Annotated in this window: 19 protein-coding genes; 7 read left to right on the top strand and 12 right to left on the bottom strand. The window is 71.1% G+C overall.

Annotated features, from left to right (window positions below):
- Positions 1-82: 82 nt before the first annotated feature.
- The 3 genes from IF46_RS0110645 to IF46_RS0110635 all read right to left on the bottom strand — a co-directional run bounded on the left by IF46_RS0110645 (position 83) and on the right by IF46_RS0110635 (position 3,173).
- The gene (locus tag IF46_RS0110645; protein WP_030488144.1) at positions 83-2,143 is read right to left on the bottom strand and encodes a glycogen debranching N-terminal domain-containing protein; all 2,061 of its coding nucleotides are present in this window, start codon (positions 2,141-2,143) and stop codon (positions 83-85) included.
- A complete protein-coding gene (locus IF46_RS0110640) occupies positions 2,143-2,514 on the bottom strand; it encodes an SCP2 sterol-binding domain-containing protein (RefSeq protein WP_030488143.1) in 372 nt (123 codons plus the stop codon). The genes IF46_RS0110645 and IF46_RS0110640 overlap by 1 nt, the downstream gene beginning before the upstream one ends.
- Positions 2,515-2,756: 242 nt before the next feature.
- Positions 2,757-3,173, bottom strand: coding sequence for a CBS domain-containing protein (locus IF46_RS0110635; protein WP_030488142.1), 417 nt, complete (start codon positions 3,171-3,173; stop codon positions 2,757-2,759).
- 165 nt (positions 3,174-3,338) lie between these two features.
- On the opposite strand from IF46_RS0110635, the gene IF46_RS0110630 reads away from it, so the two are divergent.
- Entirely contained in the window at positions 3,339-3,911 is a 573-nt protein-coding gene (locus IF46_RS0110630) for a nucleotidyltransferase family protein (RefSeq protein ID WP_030488141.1), read from the top strand.
- Positions 3,912-3,926: 15 nt separating this feature from the next.
- On the opposite strand, the gene IF46_RS0110625 is transcribed toward IF46_RS0110630, so the two are convergent.
- From IF46_RS0110625 to IF46_RS0110605, 5 genes are all read right to left on the bottom strand, one after another.
- Positions 3,927-4,367 carry a PPOX class F420-dependent oxidoreductase gene (locus tag IF46_RS0110625; RefSeq protein ID WP_030488140.1) on the bottom strand — a complete coding sequence of 147 codons (441 nt, stop codon included), beginning with the start codon at positions 4,365-4,367 and terminating at the stop codon, positions 3,927-3,929.
- A gap of 139 nt (positions 4,368-4,506) precedes the next feature.
- The gene (locus tag IF46_RS0110620; protein WP_030488139.1) at positions 4,507-5,532 is read right to left on the bottom strand and encodes an aspartate-semialdehyde dehydrogenase; all 1,026 of its coding nucleotides are present in this window, start codon (positions 5,530-5,532) and stop codon (positions 4,507-4,509) included.
- A gap of 167 nt (positions 5,533-5,699) precedes the next feature.
- The gene (locus IF46_RS0110615) at positions 5,700-7,037 is read right to left on the bottom strand and encodes a M16 family metallopeptidase (protein ID WP_030488138.1); all 1,338 of its coding nucleotides are present in this window, start codon (positions 7,035-7,037) and stop codon (positions 5,700-5,702) included.
- A complete protein-coding gene (locus IF46_RS0110610) occupies positions 7,034-8,323 on the bottom strand; it encodes a M16 family metallopeptidase (RefSeq protein ID WP_030488137.1) in 1,290 nt (429 codons plus the stop codon). Before IF46_RS0110610 ends, IF46_RS0110615 begins: the two co-directional genes overlap by 4 nt.
- A 78-nt stretch (positions 8,324-8,401) precedes the next feature.
- Positions 8,402-8,620: a hypothetical protein gene (locus IF46_RS0110605; protein WP_030488136.1), complete on the bottom strand. Its 219-nt coding sequence runs from the start codon at positions 8,618-8,620 to the stop codon at positions 8,402-8,404.
- Between the two features lie 273 nt (positions 8,621-8,893).
- Between IF46_RS0110605 and IF46_RS0110600 the strand changes: the two genes are divergently transcribed.
- The 3 genes from IF46_RS0110600 (at position 8,894) to IF46_RS0110590 (ending at position 10,857) form a co-directional block, all read left to right on the top strand.
- Positions 8,894-9,988, top strand: coding sequence for a 3-deoxy-7-phosphoheptulonate synthase (locus IF46_RS0110600; protein WP_030488135.1), 1,095 nt, complete (start codon positions 8,894-8,896; stop codon positions 9,986-9,988).
- Between the two features lie 417 nt (positions 9,989-10,405).
- Entirely contained in the window at positions 10,406-10,639 is a 234-nt protein-coding gene (locus IF46_RS0110595) for a hypothetical protein (RefSeq protein WP_420063559.1), read from the top strand.
- A gap of 23 nt (positions 10,640-10,662) precedes the next feature.
- The gene (locus IF46_RS0110590; protein ID WP_030488133.1) at positions 10,663-10,857 is read left to right on the top strand and encodes a hypothetical protein; all 195 of its coding nucleotides are present in this window, start codon (positions 10,663-10,665) and stop codon (positions 10,855-10,857) included.
- A gap of 45 nt (positions 10,858-10,902) precedes the next feature.
- Here the strand turns inward: IF46_RS0110590 and IF46_RS0110585 are convergent, their stop codons facing one another.
- From IF46_RS0110585 to IF46_RS0110575, 3 genes are read right to left on the bottom strand one after another with little or no spacing between them, the layout of a single operon-like run.
- Positions 10,903-11,439, bottom strand: a complete 537-nt coding sequence (locus IF46_RS0110585; RefSeq protein WP_030488132.1) for a DUF1360 domain-containing protein — start codon at positions 11,437-11,439, stop codon at positions 10,903-10,905.
- A gap of 53 nt (positions 11,440-11,492) precedes the next feature.
- A complete protein-coding gene (locus IF46_RS0110580) occupies positions 11,493-11,831 on the bottom strand; it encodes an SRPBCC family protein (RefSeq protein ID WP_030488131.1) in 339 nt (112 codons plus the stop codon).
- Positions 11,831-12,169 carry a DUF6158 family protein gene (locus tag IF46_RS0110575; protein ID WP_420063558.1) on the bottom strand — a complete coding sequence of 113 codons (339 nt, stop codon included), beginning with the start codon at positions 12,167-12,169 and terminating at the stop codon, positions 11,831-11,833. The genes IF46_RS0110580 and IF46_RS0110575 overlap by 1 nt, the downstream gene beginning before the upstream one ends.
- Before the next feature lie 132 nt (positions 12,170-12,301).
- On the opposite strand from IF46_RS0110575, the gene IF46_RS0110570 reads away from it, so the two are divergent.
- Positions 12,302-12,727 carry a hypothetical protein gene (locus IF46_RS0110570; protein ID WP_198041414.1) on the top strand — a complete coding sequence of 142 codons (426 nt, stop codon included), beginning with the start codon at positions 12,302-12,304 and terminating at the stop codon, positions 12,725-12,727.
- 25 nt (positions 12,728-12,752) lie between these two features.
- Positions 12,753-13,082 (top strand): DUF3817 domain-containing protein, encoded by a 330-nt coding sequence (locus IF46_RS0110565; protein WP_030488128.1) that lies wholly within the window; start codon positions 12,753-12,755, stop codon positions 13,080-13,082.
- Positions 13,083-13,131: 49 nt separating this feature from the next.
- On the opposite strand, the gene IF46_RS0110560 is transcribed toward IF46_RS0110565, so the two are convergent.
- The gene (locus IF46_RS0110560; RefSeq protein ID WP_030488127.1) at positions 13,132-13,653 is read right to left on the bottom strand and encodes a DUF6232 family protein; all 522 of its coding nucleotides are present in this window, start codon (positions 13,651-13,653) and stop codon (positions 13,132-13,134) included.
- Positions 13,654-14,066: 413 nt separating this feature from the next.
- Between IF46_RS0110560 and IF46_RS0110555 the strand changes: the two genes are divergently transcribed.
- Entirely contained in the window at positions 14,067-15,044 is a 978-nt protein-coding gene (locus IF46_RS0110555) for a C40 family peptidase (RefSeq protein ID WP_030488126.1), read from the top strand.
- The last annotated feature ends 40 nt before the right edge of the window (positions 15,045-15,084 follow it).

Genomic DNA, 15,084 nt, shown 5'->3' with positions numbered 1-15,084 from the left:
TGACCGGCTGGAGATCGGCTGGGTGGCGAACCGGCGGCGACGCGGGCTGCGCGCCACCGCCGGGTACGGCGCTCGAATCGGGTCAGTCGGCGAGGTTGTCCAGGTCCAGTCGACCCCGGGCGAACGCGTCCACCCGACCCCAGCGGCCCGGGATGTCCAGCACCTCGATGCGGCCCATCCCCACCGGCAGCCGTGGCTCGACCGCCAGGTGACCGTCGTGCGGCTCCAGGCCGAGCATGGTGCGCAGCAGCAACAGCGGCGTACCTGTCGACCAGGCCTGCGGGCTGCACGCCGTCGGGTACTCCACCGGGAACTTGGTCAGCTCCCGCGGGTAGCCGCCGAACGCCTCCGGCAACCGACCGTCGAAGTACGTGGCCGCGTCCAGGATGCCGTTGGCGATGGTCGCGGCCTCCTCGGCGAAGCCGTAGCGGCGCAGACCCCAGGCGATGAACGAGTTGTCGAACGGCCAGATCGTGCCGTTGTGGTAGCCGATCGGGTTGTACCGGGCCTCCCCCTCAGCGAGCGTGCGCACCCCCCAGCCAGAGAAGAGCCGTGGCCCGACCAGGTGCGCGGCCAATTTCTCCGCCCGTTCGGGCTCGACGATCCCGCTCCACAGCAGATGGCCGATGTTGGAGCTGAGGATGTCGCACTGGCGGCCGTCCGGGTCCAGGGCCAGGGCGAAGAACTCACCGTCGGCCACCCACCAGTCCCGGTTGAACCGCTCCTTCAGATCTGCCGCCTCCCGCTCCAACTGGTCGGCGAACTCCGGGTCACCCCAGAACTCGCGAGCCAGCCGGGCCGCGCGGACCTTCGCGTCGTACGCGTACCCCTGCACCTCGCAGGTGGCCCGCGGGAACGGCGGCAGTGTGCCGTCGGAGTAGGAGATCGAGTCCCAGGAGTCCTTCCAGCACTGGTTCTCCAGGCCGGTATCGGTGTTGCGCCGCTCGTACCAGATGTAGCCGTTACCGACCAGATCGGCGTAGTTGTCGATCCACCTCAGCGCCGCCCGGGACTCCTGCTCCAACTCCTTGACCAGGGCGGCGTCCCCGCTCCACCGCTCGTACTCGTCGAGCAGCACGACGAACAGCGGCGTCGCGTCCACCGAGCCGTAGTACGGCGAGTGTGGCTGCTCCTCGAAGGCCGCGGTCTCGCCGTAGCGCATCTCGTGCAGGATGCGCCCGGGGTCCTCGTCCCGGAAGTCGTCGAACCGGCTGCCCTGCAAAGACGCCAGGATGCGCAGCGTCGTCTTCGACAACTGCGGGGTGAACGGCAGTGTCTGCAGGCAGGTGAGGATGCTGTCGCGGCCGAACATGGTCATGAACCAGGGCAGGCCGGCGGCCGGCAGGGTGGCGCCGCCGAGCGACAGCGGCGAGAAGCGCAGCGCCGCCAGGTCGATCAGGCTTCGCCGGTAGGTGCTGGCCACCCGGCCGTGCTCACTGTTGACCTTGGGCGCGTCGGCGATCCACTGCTCCAGGTCGTGCTGCAGGGCGAGCCGCTCGGTGCCGTGCTTGCGCAACCCGAGACGCAGGTCCCGGCCGCCGGGCCCGACCGCGTGCGTCTGGACGTCGATCGAGGCTTCCCACTGCTCGTTGGGCTCCAGGTGCACGGTGTACGCGAAGCCCTTGCTGTCGTACCGGGCCGACATCGACGACGAGATGACGGTCTCCCGCCGGAAGTTGCCCCGGCGGTACCCCAACCGCAGCCGATCCGACTCCACCTCGGTGTAGATCTCGCCCTTCTTGTTCAGGATCTCGTCCTTGACCTGGAACAGGTCGGCGAAGTCCGACGCGGCGTCCATCCGGACTTCCAGGTCGACCGGCTTCTCGTCATGGTTGAGGATGGTCAACTGTTCCCGGAAGCTGCCGCCCACCGCGCGCTCCCGGATGATCGAAAGCTTCGCGTCCACGTAGTGCGTCGCCATCCCCGGAACGAGAAAGAACCGCGACTCGAAGTACTGCAGGTCGTCGAAGGAGAGCGAGTTGAGTCGCTCTCCGTTGACGGTCAGCACCCAGGTCGACAGGAATCGGGTGTCGATGGAGAAGAGCCCGGTCGGCTCGCTCGGCGTCGCCTCGATGTCACCGGTGTCCTCGCAGACGACGAACGTGTTGCCGTCCAGGATCCGGATCGTGTTGCTCTGCCCCATCAGTGCACCTCCCCCACGAAACGCCGACGGGGCCCGCGGGCGTCCGGGGAACCCGGGAAGATCCGCTCCACCTGTACGACGAGACGAGCGTCGCCCGTCACCGTCATGTCCCCCCGCAACAGCGCCGCCAGACCATGCTCGCGACCTGCGGCGATGTCGTCGAACAGGACAGGGCTCGCCCCGATCACCGTGTCGGCCTCCCGGTCCTCCTGACTCACGTTCAGCCGACCGTGGTCGATCCGCAGCAGCCAGTGTCGGGTCTGTGCCCCCTCGTGCAGGTCGATACGCAGCGTCCCGGAGGTCTTGGCCAGCAGGGGCTCGTACCCCCGCCGGTCCAGATCCTCGAAGAACCTCGTGGTCGCGTCCACCATCGGGTCCACTCCTCCCAGTTGCCGGGCCCGGGATCCCACCCACCGCGCTCGCGTCGCGCGGACGGCCGGCGTCACACGTCCCCGCACGGGTGCCCGCCGCTGCCCCACCCAACCTCGCCCAATTGGGGTGACCCCTGCCCCCACCTGCGGCCGTGCCCCGGTCTTGCCCCGGCCGTGGGGTGGGGACACCGCAGCGCCGGCCCTCCCCAGGGGGAGAGCCGGCGCGCGCCCGCGGCGGACGGTCAGTTGTTCGGGTCGTCGGCGCTGATGTCGGCCAGGACCGACTGCGGTTCGCGCTCGACCGCGAGGTCACCCATCGAGACCAGGCCGACCAGACGCCCGTCGTCGACCACCGGAAGCCGGCGTACGGCGTACGTGCGCATCAGGTCCGCGGCGGCCACCGCGTCGTCGTGCTGACTCACGGTGATCACATCGCGAGTGGTGATCTGGTTCAACCGGGTCGAGCCCGGGTCCATGTTCTCCGCGACACCTCGGACCGTGATGTCCCGGTCCGTGACGATGCCGACCACACTGTCGCCGTTGGTCACCACCACATCGCCGATCGCGCTGTCCCGCATCTCCTGCGCGGCTGCGATGAGCGTGTCGTTGCCGTCCATCGTCACCAACCGGGTCGTCATGAACTCTCCGACCGTTGTCATGGTGCTCCCCTCTCGGTGTCGGCACGGTCGTCTACCCGCCGCCCGGGAGGAGGTAACGCCGACGTCCCCGTGAGCTAACCGTGCGGGCGGCGCAGTCGCGTAGCTCGTGCCGGCCGCTGCTGGTCCGGGCGGGCAGGCGGCGGCGCCGCTGCCTACCGTGAGCGAATGGAGGATGAGCTGCAGGAGCTGGTCGCGGCCAGCAGTTGGCTGACTAGGGCACTGAAGGTGGTGCGTGACTCCGGGCTGCCGGACGCCTGGATCGGCGCGGGAGCCCTGCGCGACCTGGTCTGGGGCGAGCGATACGGCGACGGGTTCGACCCGGCGCGGGTCCGAGATGTAGACGTGGTCTTCTTCGACCCGGCAAGGCTGACCCGTGCCGACGATGACCGCGCCACCGCCGGGCTGGTCAGGGCCTGGCCCGAGCCGCCGTGGCAGGCACGCAACCAGGCGGCGGTGCACACCTGGTACGCGGCCAAGTTCGGCGGCGACCCGATCGAGCCGTACCGCAGCGTGGCCGAGGCGGTCGCCACCTGGCCGGAGTACGCGACAGCGGTGGCGGTCCGCCTGGACCCGGCTGGCCGGCTCAAGGTCTGTGCCCCGTACGGCCTGACAGATCTGCTGGGCGGGGTGTGGCGGCACAACCCGGCCCGGGTGGACGTGGCCCAGTCCCGACAGCGGTTGGCCCGGCACCGGCCGGCGCAGCGTTGGCCCGGCGTGACCGTGATCGAGCCAAGCTGATCGACTGTGGGCGGGTCAGCCTCGGGGCGGCATGCCGTAGAGCCGCTCGACGTGCAGGCGTAGCACGATCCGTCCCTCGTCGACCATGGCCTGCCGGTACTCGTCCCAGTCGGGGTGTTCGCCGCTCAGCCCCCGGTAGAGCGCCACCAACTCCTCGACCGTCTCGTCGCCGAGCTGGGTGGCCGGCGGGGTCAGTTCAGCGCGACCCTCGACCACCGCGTACGCCCAGCCGTCCTCGCTGCTGACGTGGAAGCTGGCACGCGGGTCGCGGCGCAGGTTGGCGGTCTTGGCGCGGCCGTCGGTGACCGAGACCCGGATCAGGCCCGCGTCCCGGTCGAAGGAGTAGAGCACGGTCGACAGCTGCGGACGCCCGTCCCGTTTGATGGTGGCGAGCACGCCCATCGAGCGTCCGGCCACCAGGTCGGTCAACGCCTGCTGGGTGCGGTCATCCGGCATGGTGTCCTCCAGGTTGGACGTTCGTCTCCGACCCATCCAAGCACGACCTGCCGGCTGTCGCCGGTGACTGCCAGCGACGGCACCGAGCCCTCACCGACGTACGGCGAGGGCTCGGTGTTCGGTGTCTGCGTCGGCCCGGTCAGCGCCGCTCGGCGGCGACCAGCTCAGCGAGTTGCACCGCGTTCAGCGCGGCGCCCTTGCGCAGGTTGTCGTTGGCGCAGAACAGGGCCAGCCCGTACTCGACGGTCTCGTCCGCGCGGATCCGGCCCACGTAGGTCGGGTCCTGGCCGGCGGCCTGCAACGGCGTCGGGACGGCGGTCAGCGCCACCCCGGGCGCGTCGGCCAACAGCTCGTGCGCGCGTTGTGGGGTGAGCGGCCGGGCGAAGCGGGCGTTGATCTGCAGCGAGTGCCCGGTGAAGACCGGCACCCGCACGCAGGTGCCGGAGACCAACAGGTCGGGGATCTCCAGGATCTTGCGGCTCTCGTTGCGGAGCTTCTGCTCCTCGTCGGTCTCGAAGGAGCCGTCGTCGACGATCGAACCGGCCAGCGGGAGGACGTTGAAGGCGATCGGCTCGGCAAACGAGCGCGGCGCGGGGAACTCCACGGCCGACCCGTCGAAGGCCAGCCCGGCGGCGTGTTCGGCGACCTTGCGGACCTGCTCGTCCAGCTCGGCGACGCCGGCCAGCCCAGCGCCGGAGACAGCCTGGTAGGTGGAGACGACCAGACCGACCAGACCAGCCTCGGCGTGCAGCGGTCGCAGGACCGGCATCGCGGCCATAGTGGTGCAGTTGGGGTTGGCGATGATGCCCTTCGGCCGGTCCAGGGCGGCGTGCGGGTTGACCTCGGCGACCACCAGCGGCACCTGCGGGTCCATCCGGAACGCCGACGAGTTGTCGATCACCACGGCGCCAGCCTCGGCGACCCGGGGCGCCAACTCCAGTGCGGTGCCCTTACCGGCCGAGAAGAGCACGATGTCCAGCTCGGAATAGTCCGCGGTCGCGGCGTCCTCGACGGTCACCTCGCCATCGCGCCACGGCAGCGTACGCCCGGCGGACCGCGCCGAGGCGAACAACCGCACCTGCTCCGCTGGGAACTCCCGCTCCGCCAGCACCTGCCGCATCACGCCACCGACCTGGCCGGTGGCCCCCACAATGCCGATCCTCATGCCCGGAGGCTACCCACCCCACCCCCGAAACCGGGACCCCTTTCCCACCCCCCGGGTCCCACCTCACATCGCCCCGGCCCTCAGCCCGAGTGATCAAGAGGTTTGCGTCAGAAATCGCGCTCCGGTTGACGCAAACCTCTTGATCAACAAGCCGAGGCCGGTGGTGCTTAGGGGAGGAGGGTTCCTAGGGCGGCGGATTCCAGATCGTCGCGGATTACCGCGGCGTCGCCCTCGATGACCAGGGTCAGCGATTCCGGGTGTAGGTGGGTGGCTGCCGCTGCGGAGACCTGGTTTACATCGGCGGAGAGCAGCGACTCGCGCAACCGCGCGTGGTAGTCGTCCGGCAGGTCGTGCACCACCAGGGTGGTGAGCGCGGAGGCGATCGCCCGAGGGCTCTGCAACTCGACCGAGAGCTGCCCGGCCCGCCAGGAGCGGGCCACCTCCAGCTCGTCCTCGGTCACCCCGGTCGCCTGGGTACGGGTGATCTCGCCCACCGCCTCGACCAGGGCCGGCACGGTGACCGCCGTCTGCACGCCGGAGCTGACCGCGAACCGACCGAAGCGCCGCGACGAGGCGAAGTCGCCCCGAATGCCGTACGTGTAGCCGTGCACCTCGCGGAGCAGGTGGTTGAGTCGGGAGGTGAACGCCCCGCCGAGCACCGTTCCGGCGAGCGCCATCGGCACGTGGTCGGGGTGCGCCCGGTGCGGTGAGGGGTGGCCCAGCCGCAGCGTGGACTGCACCGAGCCGGGCCGGTCCACCAGGATGATCCGCCGACCGCTGTGCAGCGGCACGTCGATCGGGCCGCCCCGCTCGGCCGGGCCGCCACCGGTGCCGGCGAACGCCGCGGCAGCGAGTGCGTCCAGGTCGATCCGCTCCAGGTCGCCGGCGACGATCAGGGTGCCAGGGCGCAGGAACCACTCGGAGTGAAAGACGGTCACGTCCTCGACGTCCAACCCGGCGACCGACGCCGGGTCGCCGTGCAACGACCGTCCCCAGCGGTTCTGCGCGCCGAACAGGTCGGCGCGCAGCGCGGCGTCGGCGCGCGGGCCCGGGTTGGCCCAGTCCATGCGCAGTGCGGTCGCCTCGTCGTCCCGGACCCTTCGTACGTCGGCAGGGTCGAGCTTGGGCGTCCGGACCGCCTCGGCGAGCAGCTCCACGGCCGCGCTGAGCCGGTCCACCGGGATCACCACGCTGGCCTGGAACGAGTCCCAGTCCAGACCGGTCGACAACGCGGTGCCGAGCCCTTCCACAGCGAGCGCGTACGCGGCGGCGTCCCGCTGCGCGGTCCCCTCCTCCAATGCCTTGGCCAGCACACCGGACAGGCCCTCCTTGCCGACCGGCTCCCGGCCCGCACCCACGTCGAGCAGCAGCAGGGCTACGGCGAGGTTCTGCCCCGGCAGGTGCGCGGCGACGACCTGGCCACCGGCCACGGCGCGGCGGACCACCGGCGGGAACCGGTACGGGCGGGCGGCACCCGGGCCGGGACGGTCGGCGATCAGCGTCATGAGGTCTCCTCGGGCAGGTAGGTCAGGGTCACCCGGTCGGTGGCGAGCACGTCGGCCGCGGCCTCGGCGATCTGCTCGGCGGTGACCGCGAGCAGGCCCGGCAACTGGTCGGCGATGCGGGCCGGGTCACCGAACTGCGTGGCGTACCGGCCGAGCAGGTCCGCGCGGCCGTCGACCGTGGACAGCTGACGCCACCACCCGGTGCTGAGCAACGCCTTGGCCCGATCCAGTTCGGCAGCGGTGACCGGCACGGTGGCCAGCTCGTCGACGACCTCGGCCAGCCCTTCGGCCAGCCGCTCGGCGCTCACTCCGGGGCGGGCGGTGGCGGTGGCGATCAGCGGTGCTGGTGCGTGCGCGAGGTCCACCCCGTACGCCCCGACCAGGTCCGGCTGGGCGATCCGCTCACCATCGGCGAGCCGCTGGTAGAGCCGGCTGCCCCGGCCACTGCCCAGGACGCTGGCGAGCACGGTGATCACGTTGTACTCCGGGCTGCCGAACGCATAGGTGCGGTGCGCGATGTACACCCGCGGCGCGGGCACGTCGGCGCTCACCGACTCGACGGCCGTCTGCCCGGTGGCGGGGACGCTGCGGCCGTCCGGTGCCGGCGGGATGTCTTCGCGGGCGGGCAACGCGCCGAAGTACTTGTCGGCCAGCGCGAACACGTCGGTCGCGGTGGCGTCGCCGACCACGGTGAGCACCGCGTTGTTCGGGGCGTAGTAGGTCTGGTGGAACGCCTGGAAGGTGGCGAGGTCCGCGGCGTTCAGGTCGGCCATCGAACCGATCGTCGCGTGGTGGTAAGGGTGTCCCGGCGGGTAGAGCAGCGGCAGCAATCGCAGCCAGGCGTCACCGTACGGAACGTTCTCGTAGCGCTGCCGGCGCTCGTTCTTGACCACGTCCCGCTGGTTGTCCAGCGTCTCCTGGGTGAGCGCGGGGACCAGGCCGCCCATCCGGTCGGCCTCCAGCCAGAGCGCCAGCTCCAGGTGCTCCGCCGGGACCGTCTCGAAGTAGTTGGTCCGATCCGGGTTGGTGGTGGCGTTGAGCGAGCCGCCGGAGCCCTGGATCAGCTTCATGTGCTCGGTCTTCGCCACGTTCACCGAGCCCTCGAACATCAGGTGCTCGAAGAGGTGGGCGAAACCGGTCTGCCCAGCCGGCTCGTGCCGGGAGCCAACGTCGTACCAGAGGTTGACGGCCACGGCGGGCGCGGTGCGATCCTCACTCACCACCACGCGCAGGCCGTTGTCCAGTCGAGACGTCTGAATGGGCCAGGGGTAACCACTGTCGGGCATCCCCCGACGCTATCCGATCTCGCGGGCGGAAAGGTGACGTGCGGTCGGTCGGCGAGCCGACCGACCGCCGGGGGCCACTCAGTCCGGCGGCTCGACCGCGACCACGGCCTGATCCGAGGTACGACGTTCCAGCACCGTGTCCGGGGCGGCGTTCTGGTCCGCCGCGCGGATGTCCGACTCGGCGAGGATCGCCTCCGCCTGCGCCTCCGGGTCGTCGCTTCCCACCGCCGTCTCCTCCGGCAGGAGGTGGTGTGCGCGGGACTCCACCCGGTCCTGATCGCTCTGCTCGTGTGTCATGGCACCCCTGTTACCCCGACCTCGCCCCCGGCACGCGATGTTCGCCCCGCATCTTGGGACGACGGGCCGGGTGGTCGCGTCCGGTCGGGTACGCTGGCCCGGTGACGCGTTCCTATCGATGGTTTAGGCAGCCGGCTCGCACGCCGGTGACTTCACCATGAACTGACGTCACCACGGACCGAGCCGGCTGGGCAGGAGCTGTCGTTCCTGCCCTTTTGCGTACGAGCAGCCGGCTCGTCCCGGGCACCGGCCCCGGGCACGGTCGGCGAAAGGATGCCCACCGTGACGACCCCGGAGACCGATCGGGTCAGCGATCAGCGGATCGACCGTGTTGTGCCGCTGACCACTCCCGCCCTGCTGCACCACGAGTTGCCCCTGGACGCCCCGCTCGCGTCGGCCGTGCTGACTGGCCGCCGCGCGGTGAGTCGTGTGCTGGACCGCGAGGACGATCGCCTGCTGGTGGTGGTCGGCCCCTGCTCGGTGCACGATCCGGCCGCTGCCCTCGACTACGCGCAGCGGCTGCGGACGGCAGCCGACCGGGTGGCCGACGACCTGCTGATCGTCATGCGGGTCTACTTCGAGAAGCCACGCTCCACGGTCGGCTGGAAGGGCCTGATCAACGACCCGGGCCTGGACGGCAGCGGGGACGTCAACACCGGCCTGCGGCTGGCTCGGGCGCTGCTGCTCGACGTGCTGCGCCTCGGCCTGCCGGTGGGTTGCGAGTTCCTCGACCCGATCACCCCGCAGTACATCGCGGACACGGTGGCCTGGGGTGCGATCGGCGCCCGCACCGTGGAGAGCCAGGTGCACCGCCAGCTCGCCTCCGGCCTGTCCATGCCGATCGGCATGAAGAACCGCCCGGACGGCAGCATCGGCACGGCCGTAGACGCGATCCGTGCCGCCGGGGTGCCGCATGTCTTCCCCGGCATCGACTTCTCCGGCACCCCGGCGATCATGCACACCCGGGGCAACACGGACGGGCACCTGGTGCTGCGCGGCGGGGGCGGCCGGCCCAACTACGACGCGGAGTCGGTCGCCGGCGCGCTCGACCTGCTGCGCGCAGCCGACCTGCCGGAGCGGCTGGTAATCGACGCCAGTCACGCCAACAGCGGCAAGGACCACCGCAACCAGCCGCTGGTCGCCGCAGACGTGGCCGCCCAGATGGCCGCCGGTCAGCGTGGGATCACCGGCGTGATGCTGGAATCGTTCCTGCTGCCCGGCCGGCAGGAACTCGACCCGACCCGGGAGTTGGAGTACGGCCGCTCGGTCACCGACGCCTGCCTCGGCTGGGACGACACCGCCGAGGTGCTCGACCACCTGGCCTCGGCCGTACGGGCCCGGCGGGCCACCCTGCCAACCACTGTGTGACAGTGTGACCGCCGACACTGCGGCGCCCGGAACACGAGCGGGGGTCGGCTCGTTGACTGGGGTGTCGGTGTGTCCAGTGTCCCCGGGCCTCACCTAAATAGCCTTCGCGGAATACCGTTCGGCTGGAGCCGCGCAGTGCCACTCGCCGAGAGGCGACCTGCACACCGACACCAGCGCCGCCCCCGGCCCACGAGGCCGGGGGCGGCGCTGTCTGTATCTCCCCCCACCCCGAGGCCGGACGGGCCGAGACGGCCCGGCAGCATCAGCCGCTCCCTTTGCTCTGCACCCACCCATGCACCGCCTACGGCGCGTGACCGTCGCCTCGGCGGGTGCAGAGCAAAGGGAGCCTCGCAGGGCCATCGACCGACGGCGCAGACGAGCCAGCGGGGCACGTTTGACCGATTCCGCCCCGGGTAGCTGATCGAGGTGACCGACGACGCATCCGTGGCCGACGAGCCGGACACCCGGGCCCTCGACGACCTGCTCGACGACATCTTCCGGGCCCAGGAGCGGGTCACCCAGGCGGAGATCTATCGCCGGGCGGTGGCCGCCGAGCTTCCGCCGGACCTGCTCGCCCGCATCGATGCGCTTCCCGAGGGTGAGTACGCGGTGGACGAGGCAAGCGACCTGCTGGGCGGTTCCGTCGGGTGAGCGACCGCAGAAGGGACACCGAGATGACGCAGCACAAGGATCACGAAGAAAAGGTGCCGGCGTTGGGTCAGCCTCCAAAGGGCAGGGACACCACGCCCGAGCCGGACTTCGCCAACGAGCACGACCGCACGGCGGTGGATCGGGACATCATCACCGGGGCGGACGAGGACGAGCGGGAGCCGGAGTCGCCGCACGGCTGGTCCGGGATGCAGCGCTGAGGCGTACGCGCAAAGGGGGCCGGCTCGCGCCGGCCCCCGCTGCGTTCAGTCGTCGTGCCCACCCTCGGCGGCCTGCTGCGCCGTCGCGTACGCCATCTGCAGGAAGTCGGACGCGGCGACCGCCGTCAGCGCGGTGGCCACCAGGCGGGTGAGCCGGGGTGCGAGCACCAGTCCGCCGGTCAGCCCGGTGGCCACCCAGACCGCCAGGCAGAACGGGCAGCTCAGTAACTCGCCGATGGCGTGCCGGGTCGGGCTGCCCGAGTCGCGGACCTGCTCCATCACCTCGCCGCTGCCGATCGGGCGGTCGTAGCGGGTGAAGGGCGCCCGCAAGGGGCTGGTTACCGCGTCCTTGGACAGCAACCGGCTCAGCTTGTGCGTGGCGATGGAGAGCAGCACCACGTCGGCCGGGGCAGGACGCTCCGGCACCGGCCGCCCGGTCGCCTTGACCAGGCCGGCAAGAGCCCCGGTCACCCCGGCGTAGGCGCCCATCGCCACCAGGTAGCCGCCGAGCGGCCGGTGTTCGTGCGGCGCGTACGCCCGGCGCAGCCGTGCCGCCTTCTGTCGCAGGCCAGTGTCGCTCACCCGGTCTCCTCACATGTCGTGGTGGTGCGGGAGCGGCGTCCCACGTGGCCGGCTCAGCCGGCCTGGAGGTTGTCGGCGACCTCGCGTACCAGGTTGGTGAGCGCCTCGTCGGCCAGTTGGTCCGGGCTGGGCCCGCCGGACCTGCCAGCCAGGTCGAGCTGGATCCGGGCGCCGCCGGAGTCTGCCGGCTCGACCCGGATCTCGGCCGACCAGTCGTCGGCGTCCCCGTCGCCCCAGCGGGCCCGCAGTTCCTCGCCGCTGATCTCCGCGGCGGGGCTGCCGTCGCCGCGCAGCGGCTCCGGCAGCCAGGCCGAGGCACGGTCGGGGTCGGTGGCCGTGTTGAAGACCACCTCGGGTGGCGCGGACATGCCGCGCACGGCGCGCGCCGGCATCACGCGTCCCGCAGGCGGCTGGGGTCGACCTCGCGACCCGGGTGGCGGGCCAGGTATTCGGTCTCCAGCTCCGCCGTGCGCCGCAGGTGGTTGGCGAGTGCGGAGTCCGCCGCGTGCCGCAGGGTGTCCAGGCGGGTGCGGTGCAGGCTGTGCATCTCGCGGATCAGGTCCTCGTTGCTCAGCTCGGTCGGGTCGATGCCGAGCAGGTCGCCGTCGAGACCAGGAGCGCCGGCCGGGTCGGCGAGCTGATCGCCGCCCCACTCGGGCGCCCGCTGCTCCGGGCTCATTTCGGTGCTGCCGCTGGCAGAGCCGTCCGCATGTACCGATCCGGTCATGATCGCCCCCCTTGATCTCGTTTGGGCTGGCGTCTAGACGATTGCCCAGGCGTGGTGACGCCAAACCATCCCCTCCGACACGGCAACTACGACACGGTGTCGGAGACCGGCAGCGCCCCCGGTACCCTCGATGCCATGAAGCGGCTCTGGACCCCGGCGTGGATCGCGCGCCATGTGGCCATGGTCGTGCTGGTCGTGAGCTTCCTCGGGCTGGGCTGGTGGCAGATCAGCCGGGCCACCGCCGGCAACAGCCTGAGCTGGGGGTACGCGGTCGAGTGGCCGATCTTCGCCGGCTTCGTGGTCTACGTCTGGTGGCGCGAGGTGAAGCTGGCCCGTCGCCGGGAGGCGGAGGCCGACGCGCCGCCCGCCGATCCGGCCGTCGAGCCGGCGCCGACGGTCACCACCGGATCCCGACCGGCGGTACGCCGCCCGGTGCGGGTGTCCCGGGTGCCGGCCTCCACCGGCGATGTCGTCGAGGACACCGACCTGGCCGCCTACAACCACTACCTGTCATGGTTGAACGCCAATCCGGGCGCCCGGCCCGGTGACTATCCCGGCTGAGCCGGCTTCGGAAGGACGGACGAAGGTGGGCGCTGCCCTTACCCGGTACCGCGTGATCGCCTGGATCGTGGGCGTGGTGCTGATCCTGCTGGTCGTGATCGGCATGCCGCTGAAGTACGCGTTCGACAACCCGGTCGTCGTGGAGACGATCGGGCCGGCGCACGGCTTCCTCTACATGATCTACCTGGTGGCCGCGTTCGACCTGAGTCGCCGAGCCGACTGGCCGCTGAAGCGGATGCTGCTGGTGATGCTGGCCGGCACGGTGCCGTTCGTCTCGTTCTACGCCGAGCGCCGGGTCAGCGCCTGGGTGGCCGCGCCGCAGGAGGCACGGACTCCGGAGCCGGTCGCCCACTGAACGGCCGGCGGGCCGACGCCGCCCCGGCGCCGGTCCACCGCCCACCGGGTCAGCGGTTGGGGCGCCACGGGTCGGCCGTGGCGAGCGGGTCGACCCAGCTGCCATAGCGGTTGACCTCCCGGGCCCGCAGCAGCGCCCGGGTGACCTGGCCGAACTGCCGCTCGTCGTCGGCACTGAACAGCAGCACCTCCGATCCGCGGTACCACCCCCACAACTCGTGGGGCGGTGGTCGCCAGCGATCGCCGACCAGGGCGAGCGCGGCCGGAAGCAGGAACACCGCGCCGAGAATCAGGTACGCCCCGGCGCTGAGGCGTTGCAGACCGCCGGTGAAGCCGAGGAGCAGCCCCACACCGCCGAGCATGCTGGCGGTGATGACGACGGCCCGGACGGCGATGCGGTCGTGCGGGCCCCGAGTGGTACGCAGATGGGTCAGGTCGGCGACCCGGTAACTGGTCCGGCCGACGGTGAACCGGTCGACGGTCACGACGATGCCGGGCCGCGCGTACAACAGGGTCGACCGGGCACCCGGCACCGTTCGCGGCGGTCGCGTCTTTGCGCCTTCACGATTCACGGTTCCTCCCGCAGGGACGGTTGGCCGAGTCGACCCGCCGGTGACAGTCATCGCTACCTGTCGACGGGATTCCCGGCACCGGCCTTCATTGTGTTGCGGCCATGCCAGTCGACCTGGGCATTTAGCGGCTCGCGACTGCCTCACCGATGAAAGTCGCATATCTGTCACTAGCTCGCTAAAAGGGCGATATTCGCTCGCGCACAGGTGTCTTCAGCCACGATGACGCCACCCAACCCAGGGGCACGACCCGCAACTCTTCCAACTTTCGCCCCTGCTTCAACTGCGAGTGACATCCGTCCCGGGTTAGGTTGGGCGAGCCGGTCCGGCCCAGTGCCGTCCGCCCGGATGACCCCGGCCGGTGTCGTCGAGGGCATCAGCAGCCCCGACGGCCGTGGGAGAGGGGCCTTCCGCTCTTGTCATCCCTGAGAAATCTGCTGCGCACCATGGCGCTGGCCGGCATGTCGGCCGCGCTGATCGCCCCGACGGCCGTGGCTCACGCCGAGCCGTCCCCCGCCGACCTGACCCGCCGGATCGAGACGTCCTCGGCCGAGTTGGAGCGGGTCGTCGAGTCGTACAACAAATTGCGTGAGGAGATCAAGACCAACGAGGCCGCCGTGGCCCGATTACAGACCCGCATCGGCCCTCTGGAACAGCAGGCCGAGCAGAGCCGGGCCGACGTGGCCGAGCTGGCCGCCACCGCGTACAAGAATGGCGGCCTGCGCACTGCGGACGCCCTGCTGGGTGCCGGCGGCTCGGCCGCGCTGCTGGACCGGCTCGGCACGCTGGAGCAGGTGACCCGGCAGCGGCAGGAGCGCATCTCCGGTTTCACCGCCGACCAGAGGCGGCTGCTCGACGAGAAGGCCCGCCTGGACGCCACACTGACCCGGCAGGCCGCGCAGGCTCGTCAGCTCACCGCGGGTAAGAAGCAGATCGAGGAGGACCTGGCCAAGCTGTACGAGCTGCGCCGGCAGGCGTACGGGGCCGCCACCGAGCGACCCGACCCCAAGGCGGCAGTGGCCGAGGCCAAGAACGTGCCCGCGGTGGCCGGTGCGGCCGGCACGGCGGTGCGCTACGCGTTCGGGGCGGTGGGCAAGCCGTACGTCTGGGCAGCTGACGGGCCGAACGGCTACGACTGTTCCGGGCTGACCTCGGCGGCCTGGCGGGCGGCGGGGAAGTCCCTGCCACACAACACCCGGATGCAGTGGAGTGCGGTCGCCCACATCGGCCGGGACGACCTACGCCCAGGCGACCTGGTGTTCTACAGCGGGCTCGGGCACGTCGCCCTCTACGTGGGTGACGGCCAGGTGATCGACGCGCCGACCGCCGGTCGCAACGTGCTCAAGCGCGGCATGAACCTGATGTCCATCCAGGGCTACGGCCGGGTTCGCTAAGCACGACCGGCAACGGCGAACGGCCGGCGTCCCCCTATCG

This window comes from Micromonospora chokoriensis (assembly GCF_000718555.1).
Lineage (GTDB): Bacteria > Actinomycetota > Actinomycetes > Mycobacteriales > Micromonosporaceae > Micromonospora > Micromonospora chokoriensis_B.
This window is presented reverse-complemented; position numbering and strand designations above follow the sequence as displayed.